19 protein-coding genes and 1 riboswitch are annotated in these 24,970 nt (G+C 72.9%); of the genes, 8 read left to right on the top strand and 11 right to left on the bottom strand.

Annotated features, from left to right (window positions below):
- Positions 1–72 precede the first annotated feature (72 nt).
- Together AC07AZ_RS07645 and AC07AZ_RS07640 are read left to right on the top strand one after the other, a co-directional pair.
- A complete protein-coding gene (locus AC07AZ_RS07645) occupies positions 73–1,422 on the top strand; it encodes an FAD-binding oxidoreductase (protein WP_478844806.1) in 1,350 nt (449 codons plus the stop codon).
- Positions 1,423–1,527: 105 nt separating this feature from the next.
- Entirely contained in the window at positions 1,528–2,283 is a 756-nt protein-coding gene (locus AC07AZ_RS07640) for a decaprenylphospho-beta-D-erythro-pentofuranosid-2-ulose 2-reductase (protein ID WP_478844804.1), read from the top strand.
- A gap of 20 nt (positions 2,284–2,303) precedes the next feature.
- Here the strand turns inward: AC07AZ_RS07640 and AC07AZ_RS07635 are convergent, their stop codons facing one another.
- The 3 genes from AC07AZ_RS07635 to AC07AZ_RS07625 all read right to left on the bottom strand — a co-directional run bounded on the left by AC07AZ_RS07635 (position 2,304) and on the right by AC07AZ_RS07625 (position 5,684).
- Positions 2,304–2,882 (bottom strand): 2'-5' RNA ligase family protein, encoded by a 579-nt coding sequence (locus AC07AZ_RS07635; RefSeq protein ID WP_478844802.1) that lies wholly within the window; start codon positions 2,880–2,882, stop codon positions 2,304–2,306.
- 135 nt (positions 2,883–3,017) lie between these two features.
- Positions 3,018–4,010, bottom strand: coding sequence for a tryptophan--tRNA ligase (trpS, locus tag AC07AZ_RS07630; RefSeq protein ID WP_478844800.1), 993 nt, complete (start codon positions 4,008–4,010; stop codon positions 3,018–3,020).
- A 222-nt stretch (positions 4,011–4,232) separates the two neighbouring features.
- Positions 4,233–5,684: a glycine hydroxymethyltransferase gene (locus AC07AZ_RS07625; RefSeq protein ID WP_478844798.1), complete on the bottom strand. Its 1,452-nt coding sequence runs from the start codon at positions 5,682–5,684 to the stop codon at positions 4,233–4,235.
- Positions 5,685–5,718: 34 nt separating this feature from the next.
- Positions 5,719–5,805, bottom strand: a riboswitch (ZMP/ZTP riboswitch).
- 150 nt (positions 5,806–5,955) lie between these two features.
- On the opposite strand from AC07AZ_RS07625, the gene AC07AZ_RS07620 reads away from it, so the two are divergent.
- A complete protein-coding gene (locus AC07AZ_RS07620; protein WP_478844860.1) occupies positions 5,956–6,816 on the top strand; it encodes a DMT family transporter in 861 nt (286 codons plus the stop codon).
- On the opposite strand, the gene AC07AZ_RS07615 is transcribed toward AC07AZ_RS07620, so the two are convergent.
- Positions 6,797–7,729, bottom strand: coding sequence for a DUF3050 domain-containing protein (locus tag AC07AZ_RS07615; RefSeq protein WP_478844796.1), 933 nt, complete (start codon positions 7,727–7,729; stop codon positions 6,797–6,799). The genes AC07AZ_RS07620 and AC07AZ_RS07615 overlap by 20 nt on opposite strands.
- A gap of 173 nt (positions 7,730–7,902) precedes the next feature.
- On the opposite strand from AC07AZ_RS07615, the gene AC07AZ_RS07610 reads away from it, so the two are divergent.
- The 5 genes from AC07AZ_RS07610 to AC07AZ_RS07590 are packed head-to-tail and all read left to right on the top strand — an operon-like array spanning position 7,903 to position 15,148.
- Entirely contained in the window at positions 7,903–8,517 is a 615-nt protein-coding gene (locus AC07AZ_RS07610; protein WP_478844794.1) for a hypothetical protein, read from the top strand.
- A gap of 31 nt (positions 8,518–8,548) precedes the next feature.
- The gene (gene pabB / locus AC07AZ_RS07605; protein WP_478844792.1) at positions 8,549–10,837 is read left to right on the top strand and encodes an aminodeoxychorismate synthase component I; all 2,289 of its coding nucleotides are present in this window, start codon (positions 8,549–8,551) and stop codon (positions 10,835–10,837) included.
- A complete protein-coding gene (locus AC07AZ_RS07600; protein ID WP_478844790.1) occupies positions 10,834–12,357 on the top strand; it encodes an AMP-binding protein in 1,524 nt (507 codons plus the stop codon). Before pabB ends, AC07AZ_RS07600 begins: the two co-directional genes overlap by 4 nt.
- Before the next feature lie 41 nt (positions 12,358–12,398).
- Positions 12,399–13,976: a class I adenylate-forming enzyme family protein gene (locus tag AC07AZ_RS07595; RefSeq protein WP_478844788.1), complete on the top strand. Its 1,578-nt coding sequence runs from the start codon at positions 12,399–12,401 to the stop codon at positions 13,974–13,976.
- Positions 13,973–15,148, top strand: a complete 1,176-nt coding sequence (locus AC07AZ_RS07590) for an FAD-dependent monooxygenase (RefSeq protein ID WP_478844786.1) — start codon at positions 13,973–13,975, stop codon at positions 15,146–15,148. The genes AC07AZ_RS07595 and AC07AZ_RS07590 overlap by 4 nt, the downstream gene beginning before the upstream one ends.
- Before the next feature lie 202 nt (positions 15,149–15,350).
- On the opposite strand, the gene AC07AZ_RS07585 is transcribed toward AC07AZ_RS07590, so the two are convergent.
- From AC07AZ_RS07585 to AC07AZ_RS07555, 7 genes are all read right to left on the bottom strand, one after another.
- Positions 15,351–15,836: a carboxymuconolactone decarboxylase family protein gene (locus AC07AZ_RS07585; RefSeq protein ID WP_478844784.1), complete on the bottom strand. Its 486-nt coding sequence runs from the start codon at positions 15,834–15,836 to the stop codon at positions 15,351–15,353.
- 82 nt (positions 15,837–15,918) lie between these two features.
- A complete protein-coding gene (locus tag AC07AZ_RS07580) occupies positions 15,919–16,875 on the bottom strand; it encodes an ABC transporter substrate-binding protein (RefSeq protein WP_478844782.1) in 957 nt (318 codons plus the stop codon).
- Between the two features lies 1 nt (position 16,876).
- Positions 16,877–18,823, bottom strand: coding sequence for an ABC transporter permease (locus AC07AZ_RS07575; RefSeq protein WP_478844780.1), 1,947 nt, complete (start codon positions 18,821–18,823; stop codon positions 16,877–16,879).
- Entirely contained in the window at positions 18,823–19,929 is a 1,107-nt protein-coding gene (locus AC07AZ_RS07570) for a quaternary amine ABC transporter ATP-binding protein (RefSeq protein WP_478844778.1), read from the bottom strand. The genes AC07AZ_RS07575 and AC07AZ_RS07570 overlap by 1 nt, the downstream gene beginning before the upstream one ends.
- Positions 19,929–21,458 carry a GMC family oxidoreductase gene (locus AC07AZ_RS07565; protein WP_478844776.1) on the bottom strand — a complete coding sequence of 510 codons (1,530 nt, stop codon included), beginning with the start codon at positions 21,456–21,458 and terminating at the stop codon, positions 19,929–19,931. Before AC07AZ_RS07565 ends, AC07AZ_RS07570 begins: the two co-directional genes overlap by 1 nt.
- Before the next feature lie 49 nt (positions 21,459–21,507).
- The gene (locus tag AC07AZ_RS07560; RefSeq protein ID WP_478844774.1) at positions 21,508–23,037 is read right to left on the bottom strand and encodes an aldehyde dehydrogenase family protein; all 1,530 of its coding nucleotides are present in this window, start codon (positions 23,035–23,037) and stop codon (positions 21,508–21,510) included.
- 323 nt (positions 23,038–23,360) lie between these two features.
- Positions 23,361–24,962: a hypothetical protein gene (locus AC07AZ_RS07555; protein ID WP_478844772.1), complete on the bottom strand. Its 1,602-nt coding sequence runs from the start codon at positions 24,960–24,962 to the stop codon at positions 23,361–23,363.
- Positions 24,963–24,970: the final 8 nt, after the last annotated feature.

The following is a 24,970-nucleotide window of genomic DNA, read 5'->3' as shown; positions in this document are numbered from 1 at the left end:
AATCACCCATTTCGGGGAGGTAACTGATGTTTAGGAACTAATCGTCCACATAAGGGCGATACGGTCACCAGCATGTCTGCCGACACCGTTTCCGTCACGGGATGGGGCCGCACCGCCCCCACCACCGCCCGTCTGATCCGCCCGCGGACCTACGAGGAGGCCGTGGCCGCCGTCCGGGACTGCGGCGCCCGCGGAGGCATCCCCAGAGGACTGGGACGGGCGTACGGGGACGCGGCGCAGAACGCCGGCGGCGCGGTGTTCGACATGACGGGGCTGGACCGCGTCCACGCGATCGACGCCGACGGCGGGACCGTGCTGTGCGACGCCGGGGTGTCCCTGCACCGGCTCATGGAAGTGCTGCTGCCGCTCGGCTGGTTCGTGCCGGTGACCCCCGGCACCCGCTATGTCACGGTCGGCGGCGCGATCGGCGCGGACATCCACGGCAAGAACCACCATGTGTCGGGCTCCTTCAGCCGGCACGTGCTGTCCCTGGAACTGCTCACCGCCGACGGCGCGATCCGCACCGTGAGCCGCGGCACCCCCCTGTTCGACGCCACCACCGGCGGCATGGGCCTGACCGGCGTGATCCTCACCGCGACGGTCCAACTCCAGCCGGTGCAGACCTCACTGATGTCCGTCGACACCGAACGCGCGCGGGACCTCGACGACCTGCTCGCGCGTCTGACGGCGACCGACCACCGCTACCGCTACTCGGTCGCGTGGATCGACCTGCTCGCACGCGGCGCGGCGACGGGCCGCGCGGTCCTCACCCGTGGCGAACACGCGCCGCTGGACGCGCTGTCCGCCCGCGCGCGCAGGGACCCGCTGTCCTTCCGCCCCGGCCGGCTGCCGGCCCCGCCCGCCCTCCTGCCCGAGGGGCTGCTCGGCCGGGCCACCGTGGGCTGCTTCAACGAGTTCTGGTACCGCAGGGCGCCCCGCGCGCGCAGCGGTGAACTCCAGCGCCTCTCCACGTTCTTCCACCCGCTGGACGGGGTGCCGCACTGGAACCGGATCTACGGCCGCGGCGGCTTCGTGCAGTACCAGTTCGCCGTCGGACACGGCCACGAGGAGACCCTGCGCGCAGTCGTACGGCGCCTGTCGCGGCGCCGGTGCCCGTCCTTCCTCGCCGTCCTCAAACGCTTCGGTGACGCCGACCCGGGCTGGCTGTCCTTCCCCCTGCCCGGCTGGACGCTCGCCCTGGACATCCCGGCCGGCCTGCCCGGGCTCGGCGTCCTGCTCGACGAACTCGACGAGGAGGTGGCCGCCGCCGGCGGGCGCGTCTACCTCGCCAAGGACTCCCGGCTGCGCCCCGAACTGCTCGCCGGCATGTACCCCCGGCTGGCCGACTTCCGCGCCCTGCGCGCGCAGCTGGACCCGCACGCGGTGTTCACCTCCGACCTGTCCCGCCGCCTCGGGGTCTAGGCCGTGTCCCACAACCGGCGCCCGCCCGGCGGGAACCGCCGGACCGGGCCGCGTGCCGCCCGGGCCGGCGGCCACCGCCAGGCACCCCACCCCTTAGGAGCTGTCGTGAAGGACGCCTTCGGCATTCCCCAGTCCCTGCTCGTCCTCGGCGGTACGTCGGAGATCGCGCTGGCCACCGCCCGCCGGCTGATCGCCCGCCGCACCCGCACGGTGTGGCTGGCGGGACGCCCGTCCCCCGCCCTGGAGGCGGCCGCCGAGCAGCTGCGCGCGCTGGGACCCGACGTGCACACCGTCGCCTTCGACGCGCTCGATCCCGCGTCCCACGAGCCGGTGCTCGGCAAGGTCTTCGCGGACGGCGACGTCGACATGGTGCTGCTCGCCTTCGGCGTCCTCGGCGACCAGGCACGCGACGAGCGCGAGCCGGTGGCGGCGGTCCGCGTCGCCCAGACCAACTACACGGGCGCGGTGTCGGCGGGCCTGGTCAGCGCCTGCGCGCTCCAGGCCCAGGGCCACGGGTCGCTGGTGATCCTGTCCTCCGTCGCCGGCGAGCGGGCCCGCCGCTCCAACTTCATCTACGGCTCCAGCAAGGCCGGCCTGGACGCCTTCGCCCAGGGCCTGGGCGACGCCCTGCACGGCACGGGCGTGCACGTCATGGTCGTACGGCCCGGCTTCGTGCGCTCCAGGATGACCGCGGGACGGGAGGAGACGCCGCTGGCGACCACGCCCGAAGCGGTCGCCGCGGCGGTGGAACTGGGGCTGCGGCGGCGGTCGGAGACGGTGTGGGTGCCGGGGGCGCTGCGCGTGGTGATGTCGGCGCTACGGCACCTGCCGCGGTCGGTGTTCCGGCGCCTGCCGGTCTGACCGCCGGTGCGGCGGGCGGGTCAGCGGGTGGGGATCGAGCCGCGCTCGACGTGCCCCGCCTGCGGAGGCACCACCGGACCTCCGAAGCGGTACTCCCGGAGCGGGCGCCACACGCCGTCGGCGCCCTGCTCGTAGAGGGCGAAGCCGGTGCAGGGCCACTGGGCCTCGTAGTCGGCGAGTTCCGCGAAGGCGCGGTCCATCGCCGCCTCCTCGATGCCGTGCGCCACGGTGACGTGCGGGTGGTACGGGAACTGCAGTTCGCGTGCCACCGGCCCCGAGGCGGCACGGACCTGCTGCTGCAGCCGGGTGCAGGCCTCCGCGCCGAGGACGAGCCGGAGGTAGACCACCGGCGACAGCGGCCGGAAGGTGTCCGTGCCGGACAGCCGCATGGGGAACGGCCGGCCGGCCCCGGCGACCTGGGTGAGGTGCGCCTCGACGGCCGGCAGCTCGCTGTCGTCGACCTCGGTCGGCGGCAGCAGGGTGACGTGCGTGGGGATGCCGTGAGCCGCGGGGTCGCCGAAGCTCACGCGCAGCTGCTGGATCACGCTGCCGTGAGGCTCCGGGACCGCGATCGACACGCCGATCGTTACGGTCCCCACTTCGTCTCCTGTCGTCGTGTCTGTTTTGTTCTCAGCCGTCCGGCTATCGACTGTACGGCCATGGCCGGGCTGTGGGCAGGCGCAGTCGTAGTGATGTGCAGCGCTCTGCCCGGTGCTGCGGATGCGCCGTGGTACTCAGTGCTTGGCGGGCAGGAAGCCCACCCGGTCGTACGCCTGGGAGAGGGTCTCCGCGGCGACGGTGCGGGCCTTCTCCGCGCCCTTGGCCAGGATCGAGTCCAGCGTCTCGGGATCGTCGAGATACTGCTGGGTGCGCTCCCGGAACGGCGTCACGAACTCGACCATGACCTCGGCGAGGTCCGTCTTGAGCGCACCGTAGCCCTTGCCCTCGTACTTCTCCTCCAGTTCCGTGATACCCGCCCCGGTGAGGGTCGAATAGACGGAGAGGAGATTGCTGACGCCGGGCTTGGCCGCGCGGTCGAAGCGGATCACCGTGTCCGTGTCGGTGACCGCGCTCCTCACCTTCTTGGCGGTGGCCTTCGGGTCGTCGAGCAGGTTGATGAGGCCCTTCGGCGTGGAGGCCGACTTGCTCATCTTGATCGACGGGTCCTGGAGGTCGTAGATCTTCGCCGTCTCCTTCAGGATGTACGGCTCCGGGACGGTGAACGTCTCGCCGAAGCGGCCGTTGAAGCGCTCGGCGAGGTCGCGGGTGAGCTCGATGTGCTGGCGCTGGTCCTCGCCGACGGGGACCTCGTTGGCCTGGTACAGCAGGATGTCGGCGACCTGGAGGACCGGGTAGGTGAACAGGCCGACCGAGGCGCGGTCGGCGCCCTGCCGGGCGGACTTGTCCTTGAACTGGGTCATGCGGGACGCCTCGCCGAAACCGGTGAGGCAGTTCATCACCCAGGCGAGCTGGGCGTGCTCGGGGACGTGGCTCTGCACGAAGAGCGTGCAGCGCTCCGGGTCGAGGCCCGCCGCGAGGAGCTGGGCGGCGGCCAGACGCGTGTTCGCGCGCAGCTCCGCCGGGTCCTGCGGAATCGTGATCGCGTGCAGGTCGACGACCATGTAGAACGCGTCGTGGGACTCCTGCAGGGCCACCCACTGGCGGACGGCGCCGAGGTAGTTGCCGAGGTGGAACGAGCCCGCGGTGGGCTGGATTCCGGACAGCACGCGCAAACTACCCAGCGGCGCGGAGCGCCTCGGACGAGGGGGCTGGGGGGCGACGGGTGGGCGGTCAGAGGCCATGTTCACCATTCTCTCAGGTCGCGGGGTGCGGTCCGGAACCTATGCGTCCCCGGGGTGCCCGGACGCGGGACGGGGCCGCATCGAAGGTCGATGCGGCCCCGGTGGGGCGAGGTGCGCGGGCGGGCGGTGCGCGGGCGGGCGGCGGGGTCAGCCGAGGTCGATCTCCGGGTAGAGCGGGAAGCCGGCCACGAGGTCGGTGGCGCGGCGGGAGATCTCGTCCGCGGTCTTCGGGTCGAGGACGTGCTGGGCCTTGGACGGGGCGCCCTTGCTCGTCGTGCCGGGCTCCGTGGTGGTCAGGACGCGGTCGATGAGACCCGCGACCTCGTCCATCTCGGCGGTGCCCAGGCCGCGGGTGGTCAGCGCGGGCGTGCCGATGCGGATGCCGGAGGTGTACCAGGCGCCGTTCGGGTCGGCCGGGATGGCGTTGCGGTTGGTGACGATCCCGGAGTCGAGCAGCGCGGCCTCGGCCTGGCGGCCGGTGAGGCCGTAGGAGGAGGTGACGTCGATCAGGTTCAGGTGGTTGTCGGTGCCGCCGGTGACCAGGCTCGCGCCGCGCTTCATCAGGCCCTCCGCGAGCGCACGGGAGTTGTCGACGACGCGCTGGGCGTAGTCCTGGAAGGAGGGCTGCCGGGCCTCCGCGAGGGCGACGGCCTTGGCGGCCATGACGTGCGGGAGCGGGCCGCCGAGGACCATCGGGCAGCCGCGGTCGACCTGGTCCTTGAGCGAGTCGTCGCACAGCACCATGCCGCCGCGCGGGCCGCGCAGCGACTTGTGGGTGGTCGTGGTGACGATCTGCGCGTGCGGCACCGGGTCGAAGTCGCCGGTGAGGACCTTGCCCGCGACCAGGCCCGCGAAGTGCGCCATGTCCACCATGAGGGTGGCGCCGACCTCGTCGGCGATCTCCCGCATGACGCGGAAGTTCACCAGGCGGGGGTAGGCGGAGTAGCCGGCCACGATGATGAGCGGCTCGAAGTCGCGGGCGGTGGCGCGCAGGGCGTCGTAGTCGATCAGGCCGGTGGCCGGGTCCGTGCCGTAGGAGCGCTGGTCGAACATCTTTCCTGAGATGTTCGGGCGGAAGCCGTGGGTGAGGTGACCGCCCGCGTCCAGGGACATGCCCAGCATGCGCTGGTTGCCGAACGCCCGGCGCAGTTCGGCCCAGTCGGCGTCGGAGAGGTCGTTGACCTGGCGCACGCCCGCCTTCGCGAGGGCCGGCACCTCCACCCGGTCGGCGAGCACGGACCAGAACGCGACGAGGTTGGCGTCGATGCCGGAGTGCGGCTGGACGTAGGCGTGGCGGGCGCCGAAGAGTTCCCGGGCGTGCTCGGCGGCGAGCGACTCGACGGTGTCGACGTTGCGGCAGCCGGCGTAGAAGCGGCGGCCGACGGTGCCCTCGGCGTACTTGTCGCTGAACCAGTTGCCCATGGCGAGGAGGGTCGCGGGGGAGGCGTAGTTCTCGGAGGCGATCAGCTTGAGCATCTCCCGCTGGTCGTGGACCTCCTGCCCGATGGCGTCGGCGACCCGCGGCTCGACGGCGCGGATCACGTCGAGGGCGGCCCGGAAGGCGGTGGACTCGGGGGAGAGGGGCTGCTGCTCTGACATGTCGGCCTCCGGACGGCGTGGCGTAAAGCGTTCACGGTTCGGCCCAGGCGCACGGCACTTGTCTCCCGGGCCGCTCCCCGATGGTCCGTCCCATCCCAGCGCGCCAGTCACGGCCCGCCGGCCAGCCTACCGGGTGGCCCGTACGCCGCAGGTGGACGTCCACCATGCGATAACGGGCGCGGCGCTGTCGCCGCCCGCCTGGCGCGCCCGGCGTCCGGCGGCGGCGCCGCGCCCCTGGTCCCTCCCCTACAGTCGCCTCGTGCTCTTTGGAATGGTGTGCGCGCTCGGTGCCGCGGTCTGTTTCGGTACGGCGACGGTGTTGCAGGCGGTCGCCACCCGGGCCGCGGCCGGCCGGGGCGAGGAGGGCGGGGACGCGGCGCTGCTGCTGCGCGCGCTGCGGCAGTGGCGGTATCTGGCCGGGCTCGCGCTGGACGGCGCCGGTTTCGTGCTGCAGATCGCCGCGCTGCGGTCGCTCCCGATCTACGCCGTGGGCGCGGCGCTGGCGTCGAGCCTCGCGGTGACCGCGGTGGTCGCGGCGCGGCTGCTCGGGGTCCGGCTGAGCCGGTCCGAGTGGGGTGCGGTGGCGGTGGTGTGCGCGGGGCTCGCGATGCTGGGGCTGGCGTCCGGGACGGAGGGGCACGGGACCGGACCGCAGGCCCTGGAGTACGCGATGCTCGCCATGGCGGGCGCCGTGCTGGCCCTGGGCGCGGTCGGGGGGCGGCTCCCGGAGCGGGGGCGGGCGCTCGTACTCGGGCTGGGCGCCGGCTGCGGGTTCGGGGTGGTGGAGGTGTCGGTCCGGCTCATCGACGACGTGTCGCCCGGCGCGCTGCTCACCGATCCGTCGCTGTACGCGCTGCTGCTGGGCGGGGGCGCGGCGTTCCTGCTGCTCACCTCGGCGCTCCAGCGCGGCTCGGTGACGACGGCCACGGCCGGGATGGTGATCGGGGAGACGATCGGGCCGGCGCTGGTGGGCGTGGTGTGGCTGGGCGACCGTACCCGGGAAGGGCTGGCGTGGCTGGCCGTGCTGGGCTTCGCCGTGGCCGTGCTGGGGGCGCTCGCGCTGGCGCGGTTCGGGGAGTTGCCGGCCGAGGAGCCCGCGAACCCGTCCTTCGTCAGGCCGTCGCCTCCGTGATGCCGTCGGGCGTCGCCTGCGTGACACCGTCGGCCGTCGCCTCCGTCGCCTGCGTGACGCCGTCGGCCGTCGTCTGCCTGACGCCGTCGGGCATCGCCTGCCTGACGCCGTCGGCCGTCGCCTGCCTGACCCCGTCGGGCATCGCCTCGGTGATGCCGTCCCACAGGCGGATCCTCGCCTCCAGCGCGAGGGTCGCCGTCTCGACGGCCTCCTGCCAGCGGGTGGCGTCCGTGCCACAGAGGTCGGCGACCATCTGCATGGCCATGGGGGTGTGTTCCTCGCCGTCGACCTCGATGTGGCGGGCCAGGTAGTCGCGGAACAGCGGGAACCCTCCGGTGCCCTCCTCCCTGACGACCTGGTCGAACATGTCCGGGATGAGGTCCTCGCGGGAGAAGGCGAAGGCCGCGGCCCGGCAGTGCAGCGGCCGGTCGGCGATGATCGCGAAGGTCGTGCGCACGAACTCGGCGGCGGGGGCGGGCACCTGGGCGACGCGCAGCGCCGACGACACGTCGTGCCCCTCCCCGACCAGTGCGAGGAACGTGTCGAGCCGCGTCGTGTCGGCATCCGCCTCGGCCATGGCGGCCCGGTACAGCTCGAAGTGGCTCGTGAAGCCGCCGTTCAGTTCGTCGCTCTCCTCGACCAGCACGATGTCGTTGATGAGCCGTCGGCTCAGCGCCGAGCCGCGCGGCACCCAGGGCACGTCGACACAGGTCAGTTCGCGTTGCAGCGACGTGAGCAGGGACATGAAGTCCCATACCGCGAAGACGTGGTGCGCCATGAAAGTCGCGAGGTTCTCCCGGGTGGTTGTCCGGTGGTAGATCGGGTGGGCGGTGGCTTCTTTCCGGACGGGTTCGAGCACGGAACGCGCCCGGTCGATTCCCTTGTCTGTCAGATTCCAGTCGTACCTGGACATGGGGAACTCCTTTCAAAGCGGAAAGCGATCGTGCAGCTTTTCCGGTCGCCCGGCAAGCGCTTCCCGGAATTCGCCGGAAGTTACCCCGAGTAGCGCTCGGCAGAACATGGCAAGCGGTTGGAAAAGCCGCTGAAACGTCACGTTCCGGACAGCGGGAAAAAGTCATTGAATCTTTGAACGCACAGGATCCTCATGGCGTACTCATCGGCGTGACCAGTAATCCAGTCACCGTCACCGTGGCCTATCACGTAGTGCCGGGCCGCGAGGCCGAGTTTCATTCCTGGGGGTGGGCCATGCTGGGCGCGAGCGCGCAGCGGCCGGACTTCCTGGGGGGTGGTGTTCTTGTCGACCGAGAGGCGGAGTGGCATGTCGTCTATCGCTTCGCCAGTGACAGCGCGGCCCGGGCCTGGGAGGACTCGGCCACCCGGGTGCAGTGGGACGCCCGGGTGGTGGGCTTCGCCCGGCAGACCGGCCGCACGAGCGTGCGGGGCTCCCAGGCGTGGTTCGACTCCCAGACCGCCCCGCCGAAGGCGCCCGCCCCGCCCTCGAAATGGAAACTGTGGTTCGTGAACATGAGCGCGGTGTTCCCGCCGGTTCTCCTGTTCAACGTGATCGCGCTCCCCTATCTCGGCGGCCTCAATCCGTTCGTTCGCACGCTGCTGCTGTGCCTGTGTGTGACGGCCCTCGTCACCTGGATTCTTATGCCGCGCCTTCAGCGTTTCTTCAGGAAATGGCTCTATCCCCCGCTCCAGGCGCTGCGCGGACGGCACAAGAGACGGACGGCATAAGGCCCGAGAACGACCCAAGGGAGGTGGGCGGGTGAAGACCCTGCTCATCGACAATTACGACTCGTACACGTACAACCTGTTCCAGCTGATCGCCGAGGTGAACGGCCAGGAACCGGTGGTGATCCTCAATGACGCCCCGGTCGGCGCCGTGGAGAACCTCGCGGAATTCGACAATGTGGTGGTGTCGCCGGGACCGGGGCATCCGGCGAGAGCGCGTGATTTCGGCCTGAGCGCCCGCGTGCTGGCCGAGTCCCCGGTCCCCATGCTCGGCGTCTGCCTGGGCCACCAGGGCATCGCCCTGGGGGAGCACGGCCGGGTGGGTCCGGCCCCGGAGCCCCGGCACGGGCATCTGTCCACGGTCCGGCACGACGGACGGGACCTGTTCGAGGGCCTGCCGCAGAACTTCACCGCGGTCCGCTACCACTCGCTCTCCGTGCGCGAGCCGCTGCCCGACACGCTGGAGGCCACCGCCTGGGCGGAGGACGGCGTCCTGATGGGTCTGCGGCACCGCGGCCGGCCGCTGTGGGGGGTGCAGTTCCACCCGGAGTCGGTGCTCACGGAGTTCGGCCACCGCATGCTCGTGAACTTCCGCAACCTCACGGCCGGGGCGGCCCGCAAGACCCGTACGAAGAACACGGCGGTGCCCCCGACCGAGGCGTCCGTGCCCCGTCCGGCGGGCAGGTCGCGAGCCGTGGCCGCCACACCGTCACCGGCCGCCGGACCGTCCGCCGGGGCCGGCTCCCCGGTCACGGGCCGTCCGGCCGCCGTCATCCCGCGCCCCCGGCACGGCAGCCGTCCCGCGTTCCGGCTGCACACCCGCCGTGTCGCCGGCGCGGTCGACGCGGAGGCCGCCTTCACACGGATGTACGGCGCCTCGCCGCGGGCGTTCTGGCTGGACAGCTCCCGGGTGGAGCGGGGACAGTCCCGCTTCTCGTTCTTCGGTGACGACAGCGGCCCGCTCGCCGAGTTCGTCCGCTACGACGTCGACGCGGGCCGCTGCGAGATCGAACGGGCCGGACGCCCCACGCGCAAGGTCGCGGCGAGCGTCTTCGACTACCTCAAACGGCAGTTGACGAACCGCCGGGTGGACGCGACCGGGCTGCCCTTCGACTTCACCGGCGGCTATGTCGGCTACTTCGGCTACGAGACGAAGGCCGACTGCGGCTCGCCGAACCGCCACAGCGCCGGGACACCGGACGCCTGCTGGCTGTTCGCCGACCGGCTGATCGCGGTCGACCACCACAGGAACTTCACCTACGCCGTCTGCCTGGCGGAGGACACCCCGCAGGCCGCCCGCGAGGCCGCCGACTGGCTGGAGGGCGCGCTGGCGCAGCTCACCTTCGTCGCGGCGGACACCGCCACAGCGCCGCCGTCCGTGCCGCCCGCCGAGCCGGACCTCGCCGCCGCCGAACCGTGGCTGGTGCGCGACCGGGACACCTACCTCGCGGACATCGACGCCTGCCGACGGGAACTGCGGGCCGGCACCAGCTACGAGATCTGCCTGACCGACGCGGCCCGCCTGCCCGCTCCGCCCGACGCGTACGCGTTCTACCGGGTGCTGCGCCGCGTCAACCCGGCGCCGTACGCGGCCTTCCTGAGGTTCGGCGATCTCGACGTGGCCTGCTCCTCGCCCGAACGGTTCCTGCGGATCACACGGGACGGGGTGGCGGAGGCCAGGCCGATCAAGGGCACCGCGCCGCGGGGCGCCGGGTCGCGGGAGGACGCCCGGCTCCGGGACGCGCTCGCGGCGGACCCCAAGACGCGCGCCGAGAACCTGATGATCGTCGACCTGCTCCGCAACGACCTGGGCCGGGTCTGCCGGACCGGGACGGTGCGCGTGCCGCGGCTGATGGCCACCGAGACGTACGCGACCGTCCACCAGCTCGTCTCCACCGTCGAGGGGCGGCTGCGGGAGGGCACGGACGCGGTGGACTGCGTACGGGCCTGCTTTCCCGGCGGGTCGATGACCGGCGCGCCGAAGCTGCGCACGATGGAGATCATCGACGGGCTGGAGACGGAGGCCCGCGGGGTCTACTCCGGAGCCCTCGGCTATCTCGGGTGCAGCGGCGGCGCGGACCTGAGCATCGTGATCCGTACGGCCGTGATGACGGGCGGTCAGATGCAGCTGGGCGCCGGGGGCGCGATCGTCCTCGACTCCGACCCGGTCGCCGAGTACGACGAGATGCTGCTGAAGACGGCCGCGCAGATGCGGGCGCTCCGGGAGCACACGCTCGCCCGGACCGAGGAGCGGCGTGCGGGGGCCGGGGCACGAGCAGGTGCCCGGGTCGGCCGGTCCGCCGCCGAGGAGCCCGTGCGATGACGACTCCGCAGACCGCGCCGTCTCCGGCCGACGCCGGGGCGCCCGGCAACCTGGCGGCGCACCTCACCGCGCTCGCCGAGCGCCGCGGCTGGGCCGGCCGGCCCGCCTTCCACCAGGGGCACCGGACCTGGACCCACGGGGAGGTGCACGACCTCGGGGCCCGGGCGGCGACCGTCCTCGCCGGGCAGGGTGTGCGTCCCGGCGACCGGGTGCTGCTCGCGCTGCCCGACGGGATCGCCTGGGTGACGGCGTTCCTGGGGGTCGCCCGGCTCGGGGCCGTGGCCGTCCTGGTCAACCCGGAACTGCCGGCGGCCGAGCACGCGTTCATGGCCGAGGACACCGAGGCCGTGCTGTGCGTGACCGGACCCGGCCTGGAGGAACGGTTCTCCGACCGGGCGCGTCTCGGCGCCGACCAGCTGGTCGCGCTCGGCGCCGCCGCGGCACCGGCCGCCGCCCACCCGGTCGACGCGCACACCCCGCTGTACATCCAGTACACGTCCGGGACGACGGGCCGGCCCAAGGGGGTCGTGCACTGTCACGGCGACCCGAAGACCTACCACGACCTCATCGGCCGGCGGCTGCTGCGGATCATCCCGGACGACGTCACCCTGTCGGTGTCGAAGCTGTTCTTCGCCTACGGCTTCGGCAACGCCTTCGTCTTCCCGCTCTTCTCCGGCTCCTCCGCCGTACTGGTGGACCGCCGCCCGGCCCCGGCCGCCGTCGACGAGCTCGTGGCCCGGCACCGGGTGACGCTGCTCTACTCCGTGCCGTCCGCGTACGCCGCGCTGGTGGCCGACCGGGGCAGCGGACACGGGGCGTGCTTCGCCTCCGTACGGGCCGCGGTGTCGGCCGGCGAGGGCATGCCGGACGGGCTCGGCCGGCAGGTCACCGACCTGCTGGGCGCGCCGGTGCTGGAGCAGATCGGCTCCACCGAGGCGGGGCACGCCTTCTGCGCCAACAGCTTCGGGCACAACCATCCGGGCACCGTCGGCCGTCCCGTCCCGGGCTTCGAGGTGGAGCTCCGCGACCGCGCCGGGCGGCCGGTGCCGGACGGCGCGACGGGTGAGCTGTGGGTGCGCGGGCCGACGGTGACGCCCGGCTATCTGAACCGGCCCGAGGAGACGGACCGCGCCCTGGCCGGGGGCTGGCTGGCCACCCGGGACCGGGCCCGCCGCGAGCCGGACGGCGCCTACCGCCACCTGGGCCGGACCGACGACATGGAGATGGTCGGCGGCATCACCGTCTCCCCGCTGGAGGTGGAGGCCGTGCTGCGGGCCCATCCGGCGGTGCGGGAGGTCGCGGTCGCCGCGGTGACCGACGGGCACGGTGCCAGCCGGCTGCGCGCGTTCGTGGTGCCCGTCGCACCGCCCTCGGCACGGCTGGCGGACGACCTCGTCGGCCTGGCCCGCGAGCACCTCGCCGCGTTCAAGGTCCCCAGAAGCGTCAGCTTCGTCGGGTCGCTGCCCCGCACCACGACCGGAAAGCTCCGCCGGCACCTGGTCCGCCGGGGCGCCTGGTGACCGGGACGCGCGGCGTGACCACGAGAGAGAGGAACGGCCCCATGAAAGAACAGCAGACCCTGCTCGCCGACCGCGGGTTCTACCTGGGCCCGGTGTTCCGGCGGGCGGCCGACCGTCACGGAGCCGTCTTCGTCACCCTGGACCGGCCGCTGGACGTCCGTCCCGAGCTGGGGACCGACCTCGACTACCGGGTGCTGGCCGACGTCGTGGAGGACCTGTCCGGCCGGCTGTGGGAGGCCGGGGTGCGGCCCTCGGAACAGGTGGTCGTGCACAAGACGGACAACGTCGACATCGTGCTGCTGACCTGTGCCGTCGCCCGTATCGGCGCGGTCCCCGTGCTGCTCTCCCCCGCGCTGGCCGGCCCGGTGGTCGAACAGCTCCTGGGACGGCTCCGGCAGCCCTGGCTGATCACCGACCGCGCCAGGCTGGACGGCCCGCTGCGGGACGTCGGGCTCTCCGCGCTGGTACGGCGGACCCTCTCCGTGGACGACGCGCCCGGAGCGGACCCGCTGGAGCAGTACACCGGGGCCGCACCTCCCGCGCCGGTGCGGCTGCACCCCCGGGAACCCGCTCTGATCACCCACAGTTCGGGCACCACAGGTCTGCCCAAGCTGGCCGTGCACTGCGCGAACACCATGTGGAACCGGCTCGTCCCGCAGAAGGCGATGGGCTGGCCCACCCGTGGCGAGACCGCGGCGCTGCACATGTCGTTCGTGCACTCGCGCTTCTACCATCTGCTCGGCGTCCTGCTGCACTTCGGCAGCCCGCTGGTGCTGATCACCGACCCGGACCCGGCGTCCGTGGGCCCGCTGCTGGTGCGGCACCGCCCCGGCATCGTCGAGACCCACCCCAACACCTTCGTCCTGTGGGAGGAGTTGGCCGACGCGCCGGGCGCGCCGCTGTCGCGGGTCCGGTCCTACGGCTCCACGTTCGACGCGATCCACCCGCGCACCGTACGGCGGTTGCTCGACGCCTCGAAGCGCCGTTCGCCCTGGCTGATCCAGCTGTACGGGCAGAGCGAGACGGGGCCGGTCGCGTTCCGGTGGTTCACCCGGCGCAGCGCGGCCCGCGCGGACGGGCGGCGGGTCGGGACCGGCATCCCCGGCTTCACCCGGGTCCGGGTCACCGACCCCGGCGGCAGGCGCGTCGCGCCCGGCACGCCCGGCCGGATCGAGGCGCGCACCAGGGGCCGCATCCTCACCTACCTCGGCGCCCGCGAGCAGTACGAGCGCCAACTCGACGACGGCTGGTGGCAGATGGGCGACATGGGGTACCGAAGCCGGCTGGGTCTGCTGCACCTGACCGACCGGGAGATCGACCAGATCGACTCCGTGCACAGCAATCTGGAGGTCGAGGACACGCTGATGTCCCGGCTGGAGGAGCTGCGCGAGGTCGTCATCGTTCCCGGCCCGGACCGCGAGCCGGTGCCCGTGGTGTGCGTGCGGGGGGAGCGTCCGCTCGATCCGGAGCGCTGGCGGGAGGCCACCGCCGATCTGCCCGCGATGGCCGAGCCCCGGCAGTGGCGCTTCGAGGAACTGCCGATGACCGCGACGTGGAAGGTGAAGCGCGTGGAGATCAGCCGCATGCTGGCGGCGACGCGAGAGGGCACGCGCGCGTGAACACGGTCGTGGTGGTCGGCGCCGGCCCCGTGGGACTGTCGGCGGCCCTCGGGCTGCGGGCGCGCGGACTGCCGGTCGTGCTGCTGGAGGCGGACCCCGAGAACCGTGAACGGCCGGGCAGCCGCGCCCTGTTCGTGCACCGCGAGACCCTCGGCCTGCTCGACGGGATGTCTCCCGGGCTGGCCGCCGAGATCACGTCGTACGGACGGACCTGGCAGACCCGGCGCACTCTCTACCGGGGCCGCGAGGTGTACGCCCGGACCTTCCCGCGGCCCGCCGGCACCCCGCCGTTCACGAGCCTGCGCCAGGTGGACACCGAGCGCTTCCTGCGCGCCGCCTGCGAGCGGGCCGGGGTCGAGTTCGTGTGGGGCGCCCGCGTCACCGGCGTACGCGCCACCCGGACGGGCGTCTCGCTGACCGGGGAGGACGGGCGGGTGTGGACGGGCGACTACGCCGTCGCCGCCGACGGTGCCCGCTCCTCGGTCCGCCGGGAACTCGGCATCGCCATGGAGGGCAGCCGGGGCGCGGGCTTCCACGTGGTCGTGGACGTGGCCGACATCCCGGGCGCGGAGCTGCCGTTGGAGCGGGTCTTCCACTACGAGCATCCGGGGGCCGGCGGCCGCAGCGTGATGCGGGTGCCGTTCACCGGCGGCTTCCAGGTCGACCTGCAGTGCCGGGACGAGGACGCGGAGGAGGCGTACGGCACCGAGGAGGCCGTACGGCGGTGGCTGCCCGGGGTCGTGGGCGACGGGTACGGCGAGCGGATCCTGTGGGTGTCGACGTACCGGTTCCTGCGCAGGGTCGCGACCTCCTTCACCGATCCCCACCGGCGGGTGCTGCTGGCCGGGGAGGCGGCGCACCTCTTCCCGCCGTTCGGCGCGCGCGGCATGAACAGCGGGATCGCGGACGCCGCCGCGGCGGCGGAGGCCATCGCGTCCGGTACGGCGGAGGCGGTCGCCCGTTTCGCCGAAGTCCGGCGCGCGGCCGGCCTGTTCAACAGTGCGGCGGCCGGGGCCGCGCTGGAGCACCTGCGGCCGCGGCGCCGGATCGTCCGGGTCAGACAGCGGGCCGCGGCGGCCCTCGCGCCCGTGCTGCCCCGCTGCGGGTCGTGGCTGGAGCACGCGCCGTACGGCCCCCGGCGCGGGGCACCGGCGGCGACCGGGACGTACTGAGGAGGAAGCCGTCCGGTGACGGCCCGACCGGCGCTCGCGCGTGCCGGGAAAACACGGGAACGGCGGGAATCACGCGCGTCGTGGGAATGGCTGGACGACATCATGCAGCTGCTGCGGGTCGACCGAATTCCACCGCCTACGGAAAGAGCGCCGGGTCGAAAGGGAATCGACCCGGCGCTCTTTCCGCTGCCCGAATTCTGCTTTACTTCTGAGCGGGCTGATAAGCCCCCGGCACCATGCGCGTCGCGATCGCGATCCGGTTGTACGCGTTGATGACGGTGATCGCCCAGATGAGGGCCGCCACCTGGGCCTCGTCGAAGACGGCGGCGGCCTCGGCGTAGACCGCGTCCGGGACGTGGCCGTCGTGGACCAGGGTCACCGACTCGGTCAACGCCAGCGCGGCGCGCTCCCGTTCGGTGAAGAAGGGGGTCTCCCGCCAGGCGTTCAGCGCGTAGACGCGCTGCTCGGTCTCGCCCTGGGCGCGGGCGTCCTTCGTGTGCATGTCGAGGCAGAACGCGCACCCGTTGATCTGCGAGGCGCGGATCCTGACCAGTTCCAGGATCTCCGGTTCGACCTTGGCGTCCTCGGCCGCGGAGACGGCGGCACCGTGCAGGGACCCCATCGCCGCGGAAACGCCGGGGGTTGTCTTCTTGAGGGCCACGCGGGATATGGAATCGCTGTTGCTCATGGGGAGACCATATCCGCGAAAAGGACCACCGGAGGCGCGGTCGCCGAAAAAGGCGATGCGGGTCGGCTGCGCGGGGTGGATATCACGAGAGCCATGCCTTCCAGGTCGACGCGTGGCCGTCCACCCACTTCTTCGCCGCCTCCTCCGGGGCCAGTTTCCGGTCGGCGATCATCAGGGAGACCTCGTTCTGGTCCTCGGTCGTCCACCTGAACTTCTTGAGGAAGGCCGCCGCCTTGCCGCCGCTCCTCGCGAAGTCGGCGTTGAGGTACTTCTGCAGCGGGGTGTGCGGGTAGCCGCAGGCGACCTTGTCGGGGTCGGCGTCGCAGCCCTCCTTGTACGGCGGCAGCTTCACCTCGGTCATGGGGACCTTCTCGAAGAGCCACTGCGGGGCGTACCAGTACGTCAGGAAGGGCTTCTTCTCCTTGGCGAACTGCTTCATCTGGGTGATCTGCGCGGCCTCCGAACCGGCGAACACCACCTGGTAGTTCAGGTCCAGGTTCTTCACCAGCGCCTTGTCGTTGGTGACGTAGGACGGGGAGCCGTCCATCAGCTGGCCCTTGCCGCCGCTCTCCGCCGTACGGAACTGGTCGGCGTACTTGTCGAGGTTCTTCCAGTTCGTGACGTCCGGGTGCTGCCTGGCGAAGTACGTCGGGACGTACCAGCCGATGTGCCCGGTCACCCCGAGGCCGCCGCCCCGCCGGATCGTCTTCTTGTCGTCGACGTACCGCTTCTCCTGGTCGGGGTGGCCCCAGTCCTCCAGGATCGCGTCGACGCGGCCCTGGCTGAGCGCGTCCCAGGCCGGCACCTCGTCGACCTGGACGGTGTCGACGCGGTAGCCGAGCTTGTGCTCCAGGACGTACCGGGCGACGGCGACGTTCGCCTGCGCTCCCACCCAGGACTGCACCGAGAGGGTCAGGGTCTTGGCGCCCCGGGCGTTCGCGAACGGCGAGGCCTGCTTGGTCATGTCGGCGGCGCCGCAGCCGGTGAGCAGCAGCAGGGCGGCTCCGGCGGCCACCGCGGAAGTCGTACGAACTCGCATGTCACGCTCCCTTCCTGGCGCGGCGTTCGGTCGGCTGGGTCACCCGGTCGAGCATCAGGCCGAGGCAGACGATCGCGGCGCCGGCCACCAGACCGGTCGCCAGGTCGCCCTGGGCGAGGCCGAAGACGGCGTCGTAGCCGAGCGCGCCGCCGCCGACCAGACCGCCGATGACGACGACGGCGAGGACCAGGACCACGCCCTGGTTGACGGCGAGCAGGAGTGCCGGCCGGGCCAGCGGGAGCTGGACCTGGCGGAGCTGCTGACCGCTGGTGGCGCCGAGGGAGCGCGCCGACTCCAGGGCGGCGGGGTCGACCTGGCGCAGACCCTGGGTGGTGATGCGGACGACGGCGGGCAGGGCGTAGACCACGGCGGCGGCGACCGCGGGGGCGCGGCCGACGCCGAACAGGGCGACGACGGGGATCAGGTACACGAACTGCGGCATCGTCTGGAAGACGTCCAGGACCGGCCGCAGCACCCGCTCCAGGCGGTCGCTGCGGGCTGCGGCGATCCCGATCGCGAAGCCGAGGACCAGGGTGACGGCGACCGCCGCCAGCACCTGCGACAACGTGTCCAGCGAGGGCTGCCAGACGCCGAGCACGCCGATCGCGGCCATCGCCAGGACGGCCGTGAGCGCGGTGCGCCAGGTGCCGATGAGCCAGGCCAGGGCGGCCACCACGAGCAGCACCGACCACCAGGGCAGCCACTGCAGGCCGGCGCGGACCGGGTCCAGGACCCAGGTGGTGAAGTGACCCGCCCAGTCGGCGGTGCCGCCCACGTAGGGCACGCCCGAGTACAGGTGGGCGGTCATCCAGTCGACGGCTCGGTTGACCGGGCCGGCGATGTCCAGCGTCCAGGTGCCGGGCCAGTCGAGCCGGCCGGTGAGACGCCCGGCGAGGCCGGCGGCGACGACGGCCACCAGGGGGTACGCCCAGTGTCCGCGCTCCTGCCGGGAATAGTCCCCGAGCCGTTCTCCCGCCGCGCCGGTCACCCGGTCGAGGACGACGGCGAGCAGCACGATCGGGATGCCGGCGGCGAGCGCCGCGCCCACGTCGACCGACGCGAGCGCCTGGTAGACGCGGTCGCCCAGACCGCCCGCGCCGATCACGGACGCGATGACCGCCATCGACAGCGCCATCATGATCGTCTGGTTGAGGCCGAGCAGGAGTTCCCTGCGGGCCAGCGGGAGCCGCGCGGTCAGCAGGCGCTGCCGGGCGGTGGCGCCGAGCGACTCGACGGCTTCCAGGACGCCCTTGTCGGCGCCGCGCAGACCGAGCGCGGTGAGGCGGGCCATGGGCGGGGCGGCGTAGACGACCGTGGCGAGGACCGCCGCGGGCACGCCGATGCCGAAGACGAGGACGACGGGCAGCAGGTAGGCGAAGGCGGGCAGCACCTGCATGGTGTCGAGGACCGGGCGCAGCGCCCGGTCGGTGCGGTCGGACAGGCCCGTCGCCAGGCCGAGCAGCACGCCCACGACGACCGAGGTGAGGACCGCGACGACCATGAGGGCGAGGGTCTGCATGGTGGGCACCCACATGCCGAGCAGGCCGCAGGCGAGGAACGCGGCGGCCGTGCCCGCGGCGAGCCGTACCCCGGCGACCCGCCAGGCGACGAGTCCGGCGAACGCGGTGACGCCGGCCCAGCCCGCGGCGAGCAGGACGAGGTAGACGGCGCGCACCGACAGGACGACGGCGTTGCTGAGGTAGCCGAGGAAGTAGAGGAACAGGGGGTGGCTGTCGCGGTTGTCGACGATCCAGTCGCTGGCGCTGGTCAGCGGCGCGGACACGTCGACGGTCAGCGCGTGCGGCCAGGTCCCGCCGGGCCAGCGGGCGTCGGCGAGCGGAACGAGGACCGCCGCGACGACGGCGAGCAGCAGCAGCTTGTGCGCGGCACGGTGTTTGAGGACGCCGGGCAGTGCGAGACGGGGGGCGGGTGCGGTGACCGTCGCCATCAGACCGCCTCCTTCCGGAGCTCCGTCCCGGCCACGACGTCGAGGAGACGTTCGTGGTCGACGACTCCCAGGCACCGGCCGTCCTCCACGACACAGGCGGCCCGGCCGCTCTCGGAGACGACCCTGATCGCCTCGGCGACGACCGCGTCGGCGGGCAGCGCCCCGGGGTGCTCCAGGCTGTCGCAGCCGCCGGGGCGCATGGCCGTACGGACGGTCATGACCTGCTCGCGGGGCACGTCCCGGACGAACTCGCGGACGTAGTCGTCGGCGGGCGAGCCGACGATCTCCTCGGGCGTGCCGAGCTGCACGATGCGCCCGTCGCGCATCAGGGCGATACGGTCACCGACCTTCAGGGCCTCGTTGAGGTCGTGGGTGATGAAGACCATCGTGCGGCCCTCCTCGCGGTGCAGCCGCACGACCTCCTCCTGCATGTCGCGGCGGATCAGCGGGTCGAGCGCGCTGAACGGCTCGTCGAACAGCAGGACCTCGGGGTCCACGGCGAGGGCGCGGGCCAGGCCGACGCGCTGCTGCTGGCCGCCGGACAACTGGGCCGGCCGGCGTTGCTCCATGCCTTCGAGGCCGACCTTGGCGACCACCTCGGCGGCCCGCTCGCGCCGCTCGGCGCGGGAGACGCCCTGCACCTCCAGGCCGTACGCCACGTTGTCGAGGACCGTGCGGTGCGGCAGCAGGCCGAAGTGCTGGAAGACCATCGAGGCGCGGTGGCGGCGCAGTTCACGCAGCCGGGAGCGGTCCATGGCGCGGACGTCCTCGCCGTCGATGACGATCGTGCCGGCCGTCGGTTCGATGAGCCGGGTCAGACAGCGCACCAGGGTGGACTTCCCGGAGCCGGACAGGCCCATGACGACGAAGACCTCGCCCTTGCGCACGTCGAAGGCGACGTCACGGACGGCGGCGGTGCAGCCGGTGCGGGAGCGCAGGTCGGCCGGTGGCAGGGCGGCGAGTTCGGGGTCGGCGGGAACGTCTGCCGCCTTGGGGCCGAAGACCTTCCACAGTCCGTCCACGGCGAAGACGGGGTCGTCCGCGGCGGACTCGGCGGACGCGGCGGTCGGCGCCGGCTCGGCCGGCGTGTTCGGGGTCGTTGTCATCACGCACCATCTCCCAGCAGTTCGGCGGCTTTCTCACCGACCATGAGCACCCCGATCATCGGGTTCACGGCGGGCATGGTGGGGAACACGGAGGCGTCGGCGATGCGGATGCCGTGCAGGCCGCGCACCCGCAGTTCGGGGTCGACGACCGCCAGCGGGTCGTCGGTGGCGCCCATCCGGCAGGTGCCCGCCGGGTGGTAGACGGTGTGGGCGACCTTGCGGGCGTACTCGCTCAGTTCCTCGTCGCCGGTGACGTCGGGGCCGGGGGCCACCTCGCGCCTGAGCCAGCCCGCCAGGGGCTCGGTCCGCGCGATCTCGCGGGCGATCCGGATGCCGTCGACGAGGGTGCGGGCGTCGTGGTCGTCCTCGTCGGTGAAGTAGCGGAAGTCCAGGGCGGGCTTGACGGACGGGTCGGCGCTCTCCAGGTACAGCCGGCCGCGGCTCTTAGGCTTGGGGATGTTCGGGGTCAACGAGACGCCGTACGGCGGCCGTTCGTAGCCCAGGCGCTCCGGGTTGTCCGTGAACGGGATCTGGTAGAAGTGGAACATCAGGTCCGGGCCCGCGTGTCCGGGGTCGCGGCGCACGAACAGGCCGGCGTCGGAGTCCATCGCCGAGTTCTCCGGGATGGGGCCGTTCGTCTCCCACACGATCACCGACTCGGGGTGGTCGAGCAGGTTCTCGCCGACGCCGGGCAGGTCGTGCGCGACGGGTATGCCGAGCGCCTCCAGGTCCGCCTTCGGGCCGATGCCGGAATGCAGCAGCAGCCGGGGCGAGTCGACGGCGCCCGCGCACAGCAGGACCTCGTTGCGGGCCCGGACGAGGAGTTCCTCGCCGTCCTTGGTGCGGACGTGCACGCCGTCGGCGCGGGTGCCGTCCAGCTCCAGCCGGTACGCCCAGGTCTCCAGGAGGATCGTCAGGTTGGGGCGCTCGTCCATCACCGGGTGCAGGTACGCCACCGACGCGGACGACCGCTTGTTGTCCTCCGGGTGGTAGGCGAGGTCGAAGAACCCGACGCCGTCGTCGAACGGCTCCTTGTTGAAGCCCTCGACGCGCGGCACGCCGAGCGCGGCCTGCGCCGCGTCGACGAAGTCGCGGGCGATCGCGTTCCGGTCCTTCTCGTCGACCGGCACGATGTTGTTGAGGAGGCGCGCGTAGTACGCCTCCATCGGCACCGCTCCCCAGCCCTTCGCGCCGGCCGCCTCCCACTCGTCCCAGTCGGACGGCAGCGGCTTGAACGCGATGAGGGTGTTGTGGCTGGAGCAGCCGCCCAGGACGCGGGCCCGGCTGTGCCGGATGTGCGAGTTGCCGCGCGGCTGCTCGGTCGTCGGGTAGTCGTAGTCGAGTTCGCCGCCGAGCAGGCCCATCCAGCGGCGCAGCGTCAGCACGTCGTCGCGGCCGACGTCGCTCGGGCCGCCCTCGATGACGGCGACGGTGACGTCGGGGTTCTCGGAGAGACGGGAGGCGATGACCGATCCTGCCGTGCCACCGCCGATGACGACGTAGTCGTAGACGTGGGGGGTCTGGGACATGGTGGTACTCACTCCAGGGGGATCGAACCAGTGGATCGAGGAAGGAGGATCAGCCCGTGAACCACCGGACCGGCTTCGGCGCGAGGTTCTGGTAGACGTGCTTGGTCTCGCGGTACTCGGCGAGTCCGGCGGGGCCGAGTTCGCGGCCCACCCCGCTCTTGCCGAAACCGCCCCACTCCGCCTGCGGGAGGTAGGGGTGGAAGTCGTTGATCCAGACGGTGCCGTGGCGCAGCCGGCCCGCCACCCGCCGGGCCCGTCCCGCGTCGGCGGTCCACACGGCGCCCGCGAGGCCGTACTCGGTGTCGTTGGCGAGGGCGACCGCCTCGTCCTCGGTGCGGAACGTCTCGACGGTGAGGACCGGCCCGAAGACCTCCTCCCGGACCACCCGCATCTCGCGGTGGCAGGAGTCCAGGACGGTCGGCTCGTAGAAGTAGCCGGTGGCGGGACGGTCCGGCGAGGGCTCGGGCCGCCGGCCACCGGTGCGCAGCACGGCGCCCTCGGCGAGCGCGGAGGCGACGAAGTCCTCGACCTTGGCGCGCTGTTGCTCGGAGACGAGGGGGCCGCACTCGACGCCGTCGGCCGTGCCGCGGCCCAGGCGGATGCGCCCCGCCCGGCGGGCGAGTTCGGCGACGAAGCGCTCCCGCACGGACTCCTCGACGATGAGCCGGCCGCCCGCCGAACAGACCTGCCCGCTGTGGATGAACGCCGCGTTGAGCGCCTGGTCCACGGCCGTGTCGAAGCCCTCCTCGGTCGCGCAGGCGTCCGCGAACACGACGTTGGGGTTCTTGCCGCCGAGTTCGAGAGCGACCTTCTTCACGGAGGGGGCGGCCGCCTGGGCCACCTTCGTCCCGCTGACCAGGCCGCCGGTGAAGGACACGAGGTCGACGTCGGGATGCTCGGCGAGGCGGGCGCCGACCGAGTGCCCGGGGCCGGTGACGATGTTGGCCACCCCCGCGGGCAGTCCCGCCTCGGCCAGCAGCCCGATCAGGGCGACCGTGGTCAGCGGGGTGATCTCGCTCGGCTTGACGACGAAGGTGTTGCCGGCGGCCAGCGCCGGCGCGATCTTCCAACTGGCTTGCAGGAGCGGGTAGTTCCAGGGGGTGATGAGCGCGCAGACGCCGACGGGCTCGTGCACGACGACACTGTGGATGTCGGGCGAGCCCGCGTCGACGACCCGGCCGGGCGCCTCGCCGGCCACAAGGTCGGCGAAGTAGCGGAAGGCGTCGGCGACACAGTCGATGTCGACGCGCCCCTCCTCGGCGGTCTTGCCCGCGTCGCGGCTCTCCAGCAGGCCGAGCCGCTCCCGGTCGCGGACGAGGAGGTCGGCGACGCGGCGCAGCAGGGCCGCGCGTTCGGCGACGGGGGTGCGTGGCCAGGCGCCGTGGTCGAAGGCGTCCCGGGCGGCGGCGACCGCCCGGTCGGTGTCCTTCTCGTCGCCTTCCGCGACCACCGCGAAGGGGAGGGCGTCCGCGGGATCGAGGATCTCGCGGGTCGCGCCGGAGACCGCTTCCAGCCACTCTCCTCCCGCGTGAATGGTTTTGCTCACCTGAGGTACTTGGGGTCCGGCGGTTTCCGCCATGATCGATATTGCCTTCCGTTCCAGTTCACTGCCCCTGCGTCACAGCCGTCTCACTTTCAAGGACCGCGTCCGCCTGCCCCGGGCCTTCCGTTGCATGCGCAATCTGTGGCCGAAAGTGCGCTACGCCACTCAAAATGCGGACAAACAGGTGCGAAAGGTGCGCCTTGGGGGCGTTGTTCGGACATGGTCCGCACTGTGTCCGGACATGACGACGGGACCGGGTCGTCGCCGGCCGTGACGGCCTGCGACGAGCCGGTCCCGTGCGTTCGGTGCCGGGTCGGCGGTCGGCCCGCGGCGGACGCGCCGCGGTTCTGCGCCTCGGGTCAGTCCACCGCCGCCGCGTCGCAGGCCCCGAGGGACGGGCAGAACCAGTCCAACGCCGTGGTGAGGATCTTCAGTTCGTCGTCACCGCCGTCGGAGTCGGGGCCGTACACGGCGATCGCGTAGATCGTGCCGTCGAAGGACACGAAGCGTTCGTCGTAGACATGCCAGGTGCCGATGTCGGGCTCGCCCTTGAGGGAGTCGGCCAGGTACTCCAGCCGGGAGCCCGTGAACTCGCCGTCGTCCAGGTTCCTCAGCGCGAGCTTGCGGAAACCGGCCGGCTTCGGAGTCCCGGCGGACAGATACAGGTCGAACGAGGCGTCCGGCGACTCCTCGGCGACCTGATAGACCTGCAACCGGTGCTTGCCGTCCGCACTGCGGTAGTTGACCACGTCGATGCCGTACGAGGAGGCGACCGTGCCGCGCGTCCACCCCTCGGGCCGGGCGATCCGGAAGCCCTCGTCGTCCTCGAACTTCTCGTAGCCGGCGGGGAGTTCCGGGGTGGCGGGCGAGGCGGTGTCCTCGGTGGGCGACGGGGTGCCCCCGGTGGGGGACTCCGTGGCCCGCGTCGGCCCGGTGGGCCCGGGCACCGGGGACCCGCTCGCCGCCACCGCCCGCTTGTCCTTCCCGTCGTCCCCCGTGTCGACCACCAGGGTCAGCACCAGGCTCACGGCGACACCGACCGCCGCTGCCCCGATCAGCACGGACCAGACCAGCCGCCGGCTCATCCCGCCCACGGTGGGCGCAGGGGGCGGCGGCTCCTGGAGGGGCGGCCACCGCGCGGACGGCCAGTCGGGTCCCGCACCGACCCCGCCGTTGACCTCGGTCGGCGACCAGGCGCTGCCGTCCCCGCCACCACCCGGCCCGTGCCAGCCACCCGGCCCACCGCCGGCGGGCCGGCCAGCGGGCGGCGTCGGGCCCGCACCGGGTGCCGGGCCGACGACCGGCGCGCCGACGACGGCGGTGGGCGCGTCGGGATCGGCCCCGGACCCGCCCGGGCCCGCCCCTCCGCCCGCGTCGACGGTCGGCACGGTGGCACCGGCGGTCGGCGGGGACACGCCGGCCGAGCCGACGGCCGCGGGGGGCCAGGCGGCCGGCCAGAAACTCGGCGAGGCACTCGCGGCCGACGGCTCGACGGCGGCGGACTTGCCACCCGGCGACTCGGCGGACGGGGGCTCGGCAGCCGGCGACTCGGCGGGCAGAGCGGGGGTGGGGCGCGCGGGGCCGGGGAGCGGGGGCCCGGGCGATCCGGGGGCCGGCGAGCCGCCGGTTCCCGAGCCGGCCGGCGGCCACGCGGTCGCCGTACCCCCTACGCCCGGCGGCCACGCGGTCGCCGCGGCGCCTCCGCCCGCCCGCTCGCCACCCGCCGGGTCGGCGCCGGACGACCCCGGGGCCGACGGCCCGCCGGTTCCGCCCGGCGCGCCCGACACCTCGGACCCACCGCTCACCGGACCCGTCGGCGGCCACTCGGTGGTCGGCGGGGGCCAGGTCGGGGTGTGGGCCGGTCTCGCCGGTGGGGGTGGTGTGACCGGGGCGGTGGCGCTCGGGTCGTCGTCCTGCCAGCGCTGGGTCTCCTCGTTCCAGTACCGCTCTCCCCCGCTCATCGAGGCCC

This window comes from Streptomyces sp. NPDC043878 (genome assembly GCF_056435735.1).
The sequence above is the reverse complement of the archived record's forward strand: the minus strand, read 5'-3'. Positions and strand labels throughout refer to the sequence as shown.

Excerpts from the sequence above, each read along its gene's own strand:
- AC07AZ_RS07645 (WP_478844806.1), top strand. The coding sequence starts at position 73 with ATGTCTGCCGACACCGTTTCCGTCACGGGATGGGGCCGCACCGCCCCC.
- AC07AZ_RS07625 (WP_478844798.1), bottom strand. The coding sequence starts at position 5,684 with ATGTCAGAGCAGCAGCCCCTCTCCCCCGAGTCCACCGCCTTCCGGGCC.
- AC07AZ_RS07620 (WP_478844860.1), top strand. The coding sequence starts at position 5,956 with ATGGTGTGCGCGCTCGGTGCCGCGGTCTGTTTCGGTACGGCGACGGTG.
- AC07AZ_RS07615 (WP_478844796.1), bottom strand. The coding sequence starts at position 7,729 with ATGTCCAGGTACGACTGGAATCTGACAGACAAGGGAATCGACCGGGCG.
- AC07AZ_RS07600 (WP_478844790.1), top strand. The coding sequence starts at position 10,834 with ATGACGACTCCGCAGACCGCGCCGTCTCCGGCCGACGCCGGGGCGCCC.
- AC07AZ_RS07595 (WP_478844788.1), top strand. The coding sequence starts at position 12,399 with ATGAAAGAACAGCAGACCCTGCTCGCCGACCGCGGGTTCTACCTGGGC.
- AC07AZ_RS07585 (WP_478844784.1), bottom strand. The coding sequence starts at position 15,836 with ATGAGCAACAGCGATTCCATATCCCGCGTGGCCCTCAAGAAGACAACC.
- AC07AZ_RS07580 (WP_478844782.1), bottom strand. The coding sequence starts at position 16,875 with ATGCGAGTTCGTACGACTTCCGCGGTGGCCGCCGGAGCCGCCCTGCTG.
- AC07AZ_RS07575 (WP_478844780.1), bottom strand. The coding sequence starts at position 18,823 with ATGGCGACGGTCACCGCACCCGCCCCCCGTCTCGCACTGCCCGGCGTC.
- AC07AZ_RS07570 (WP_478844778.1), bottom strand. The coding sequence starts at position 19,929 with ATGACAACGACCCCGAACACGCCGGCCGAGCCGGCGCCGACCGCCGCG.
- AC07AZ_RS07565 (WP_478844776.1), bottom strand. The coding sequence starts at position 21,458 with ATGTCCCAGACCCCCCACGTCTACGACTACGTCGTCATCGGCGGTGGC.
- AC07AZ_RS07560 (WP_478844774.1), bottom strand. The coding sequence starts at position 23,037 with ATGGCGGAAACCGCCGGACCCCAAGTACCTCAGGTGAGCAAAACCATT.
- AC07AZ_RS07555 (WP_478844772.1), bottom strand. The coding sequence starts at position 24,962 with ATGAGCGGGGGAGAGCGGTACTGGAACGAGGAGACCCAGCGCTGGCAG.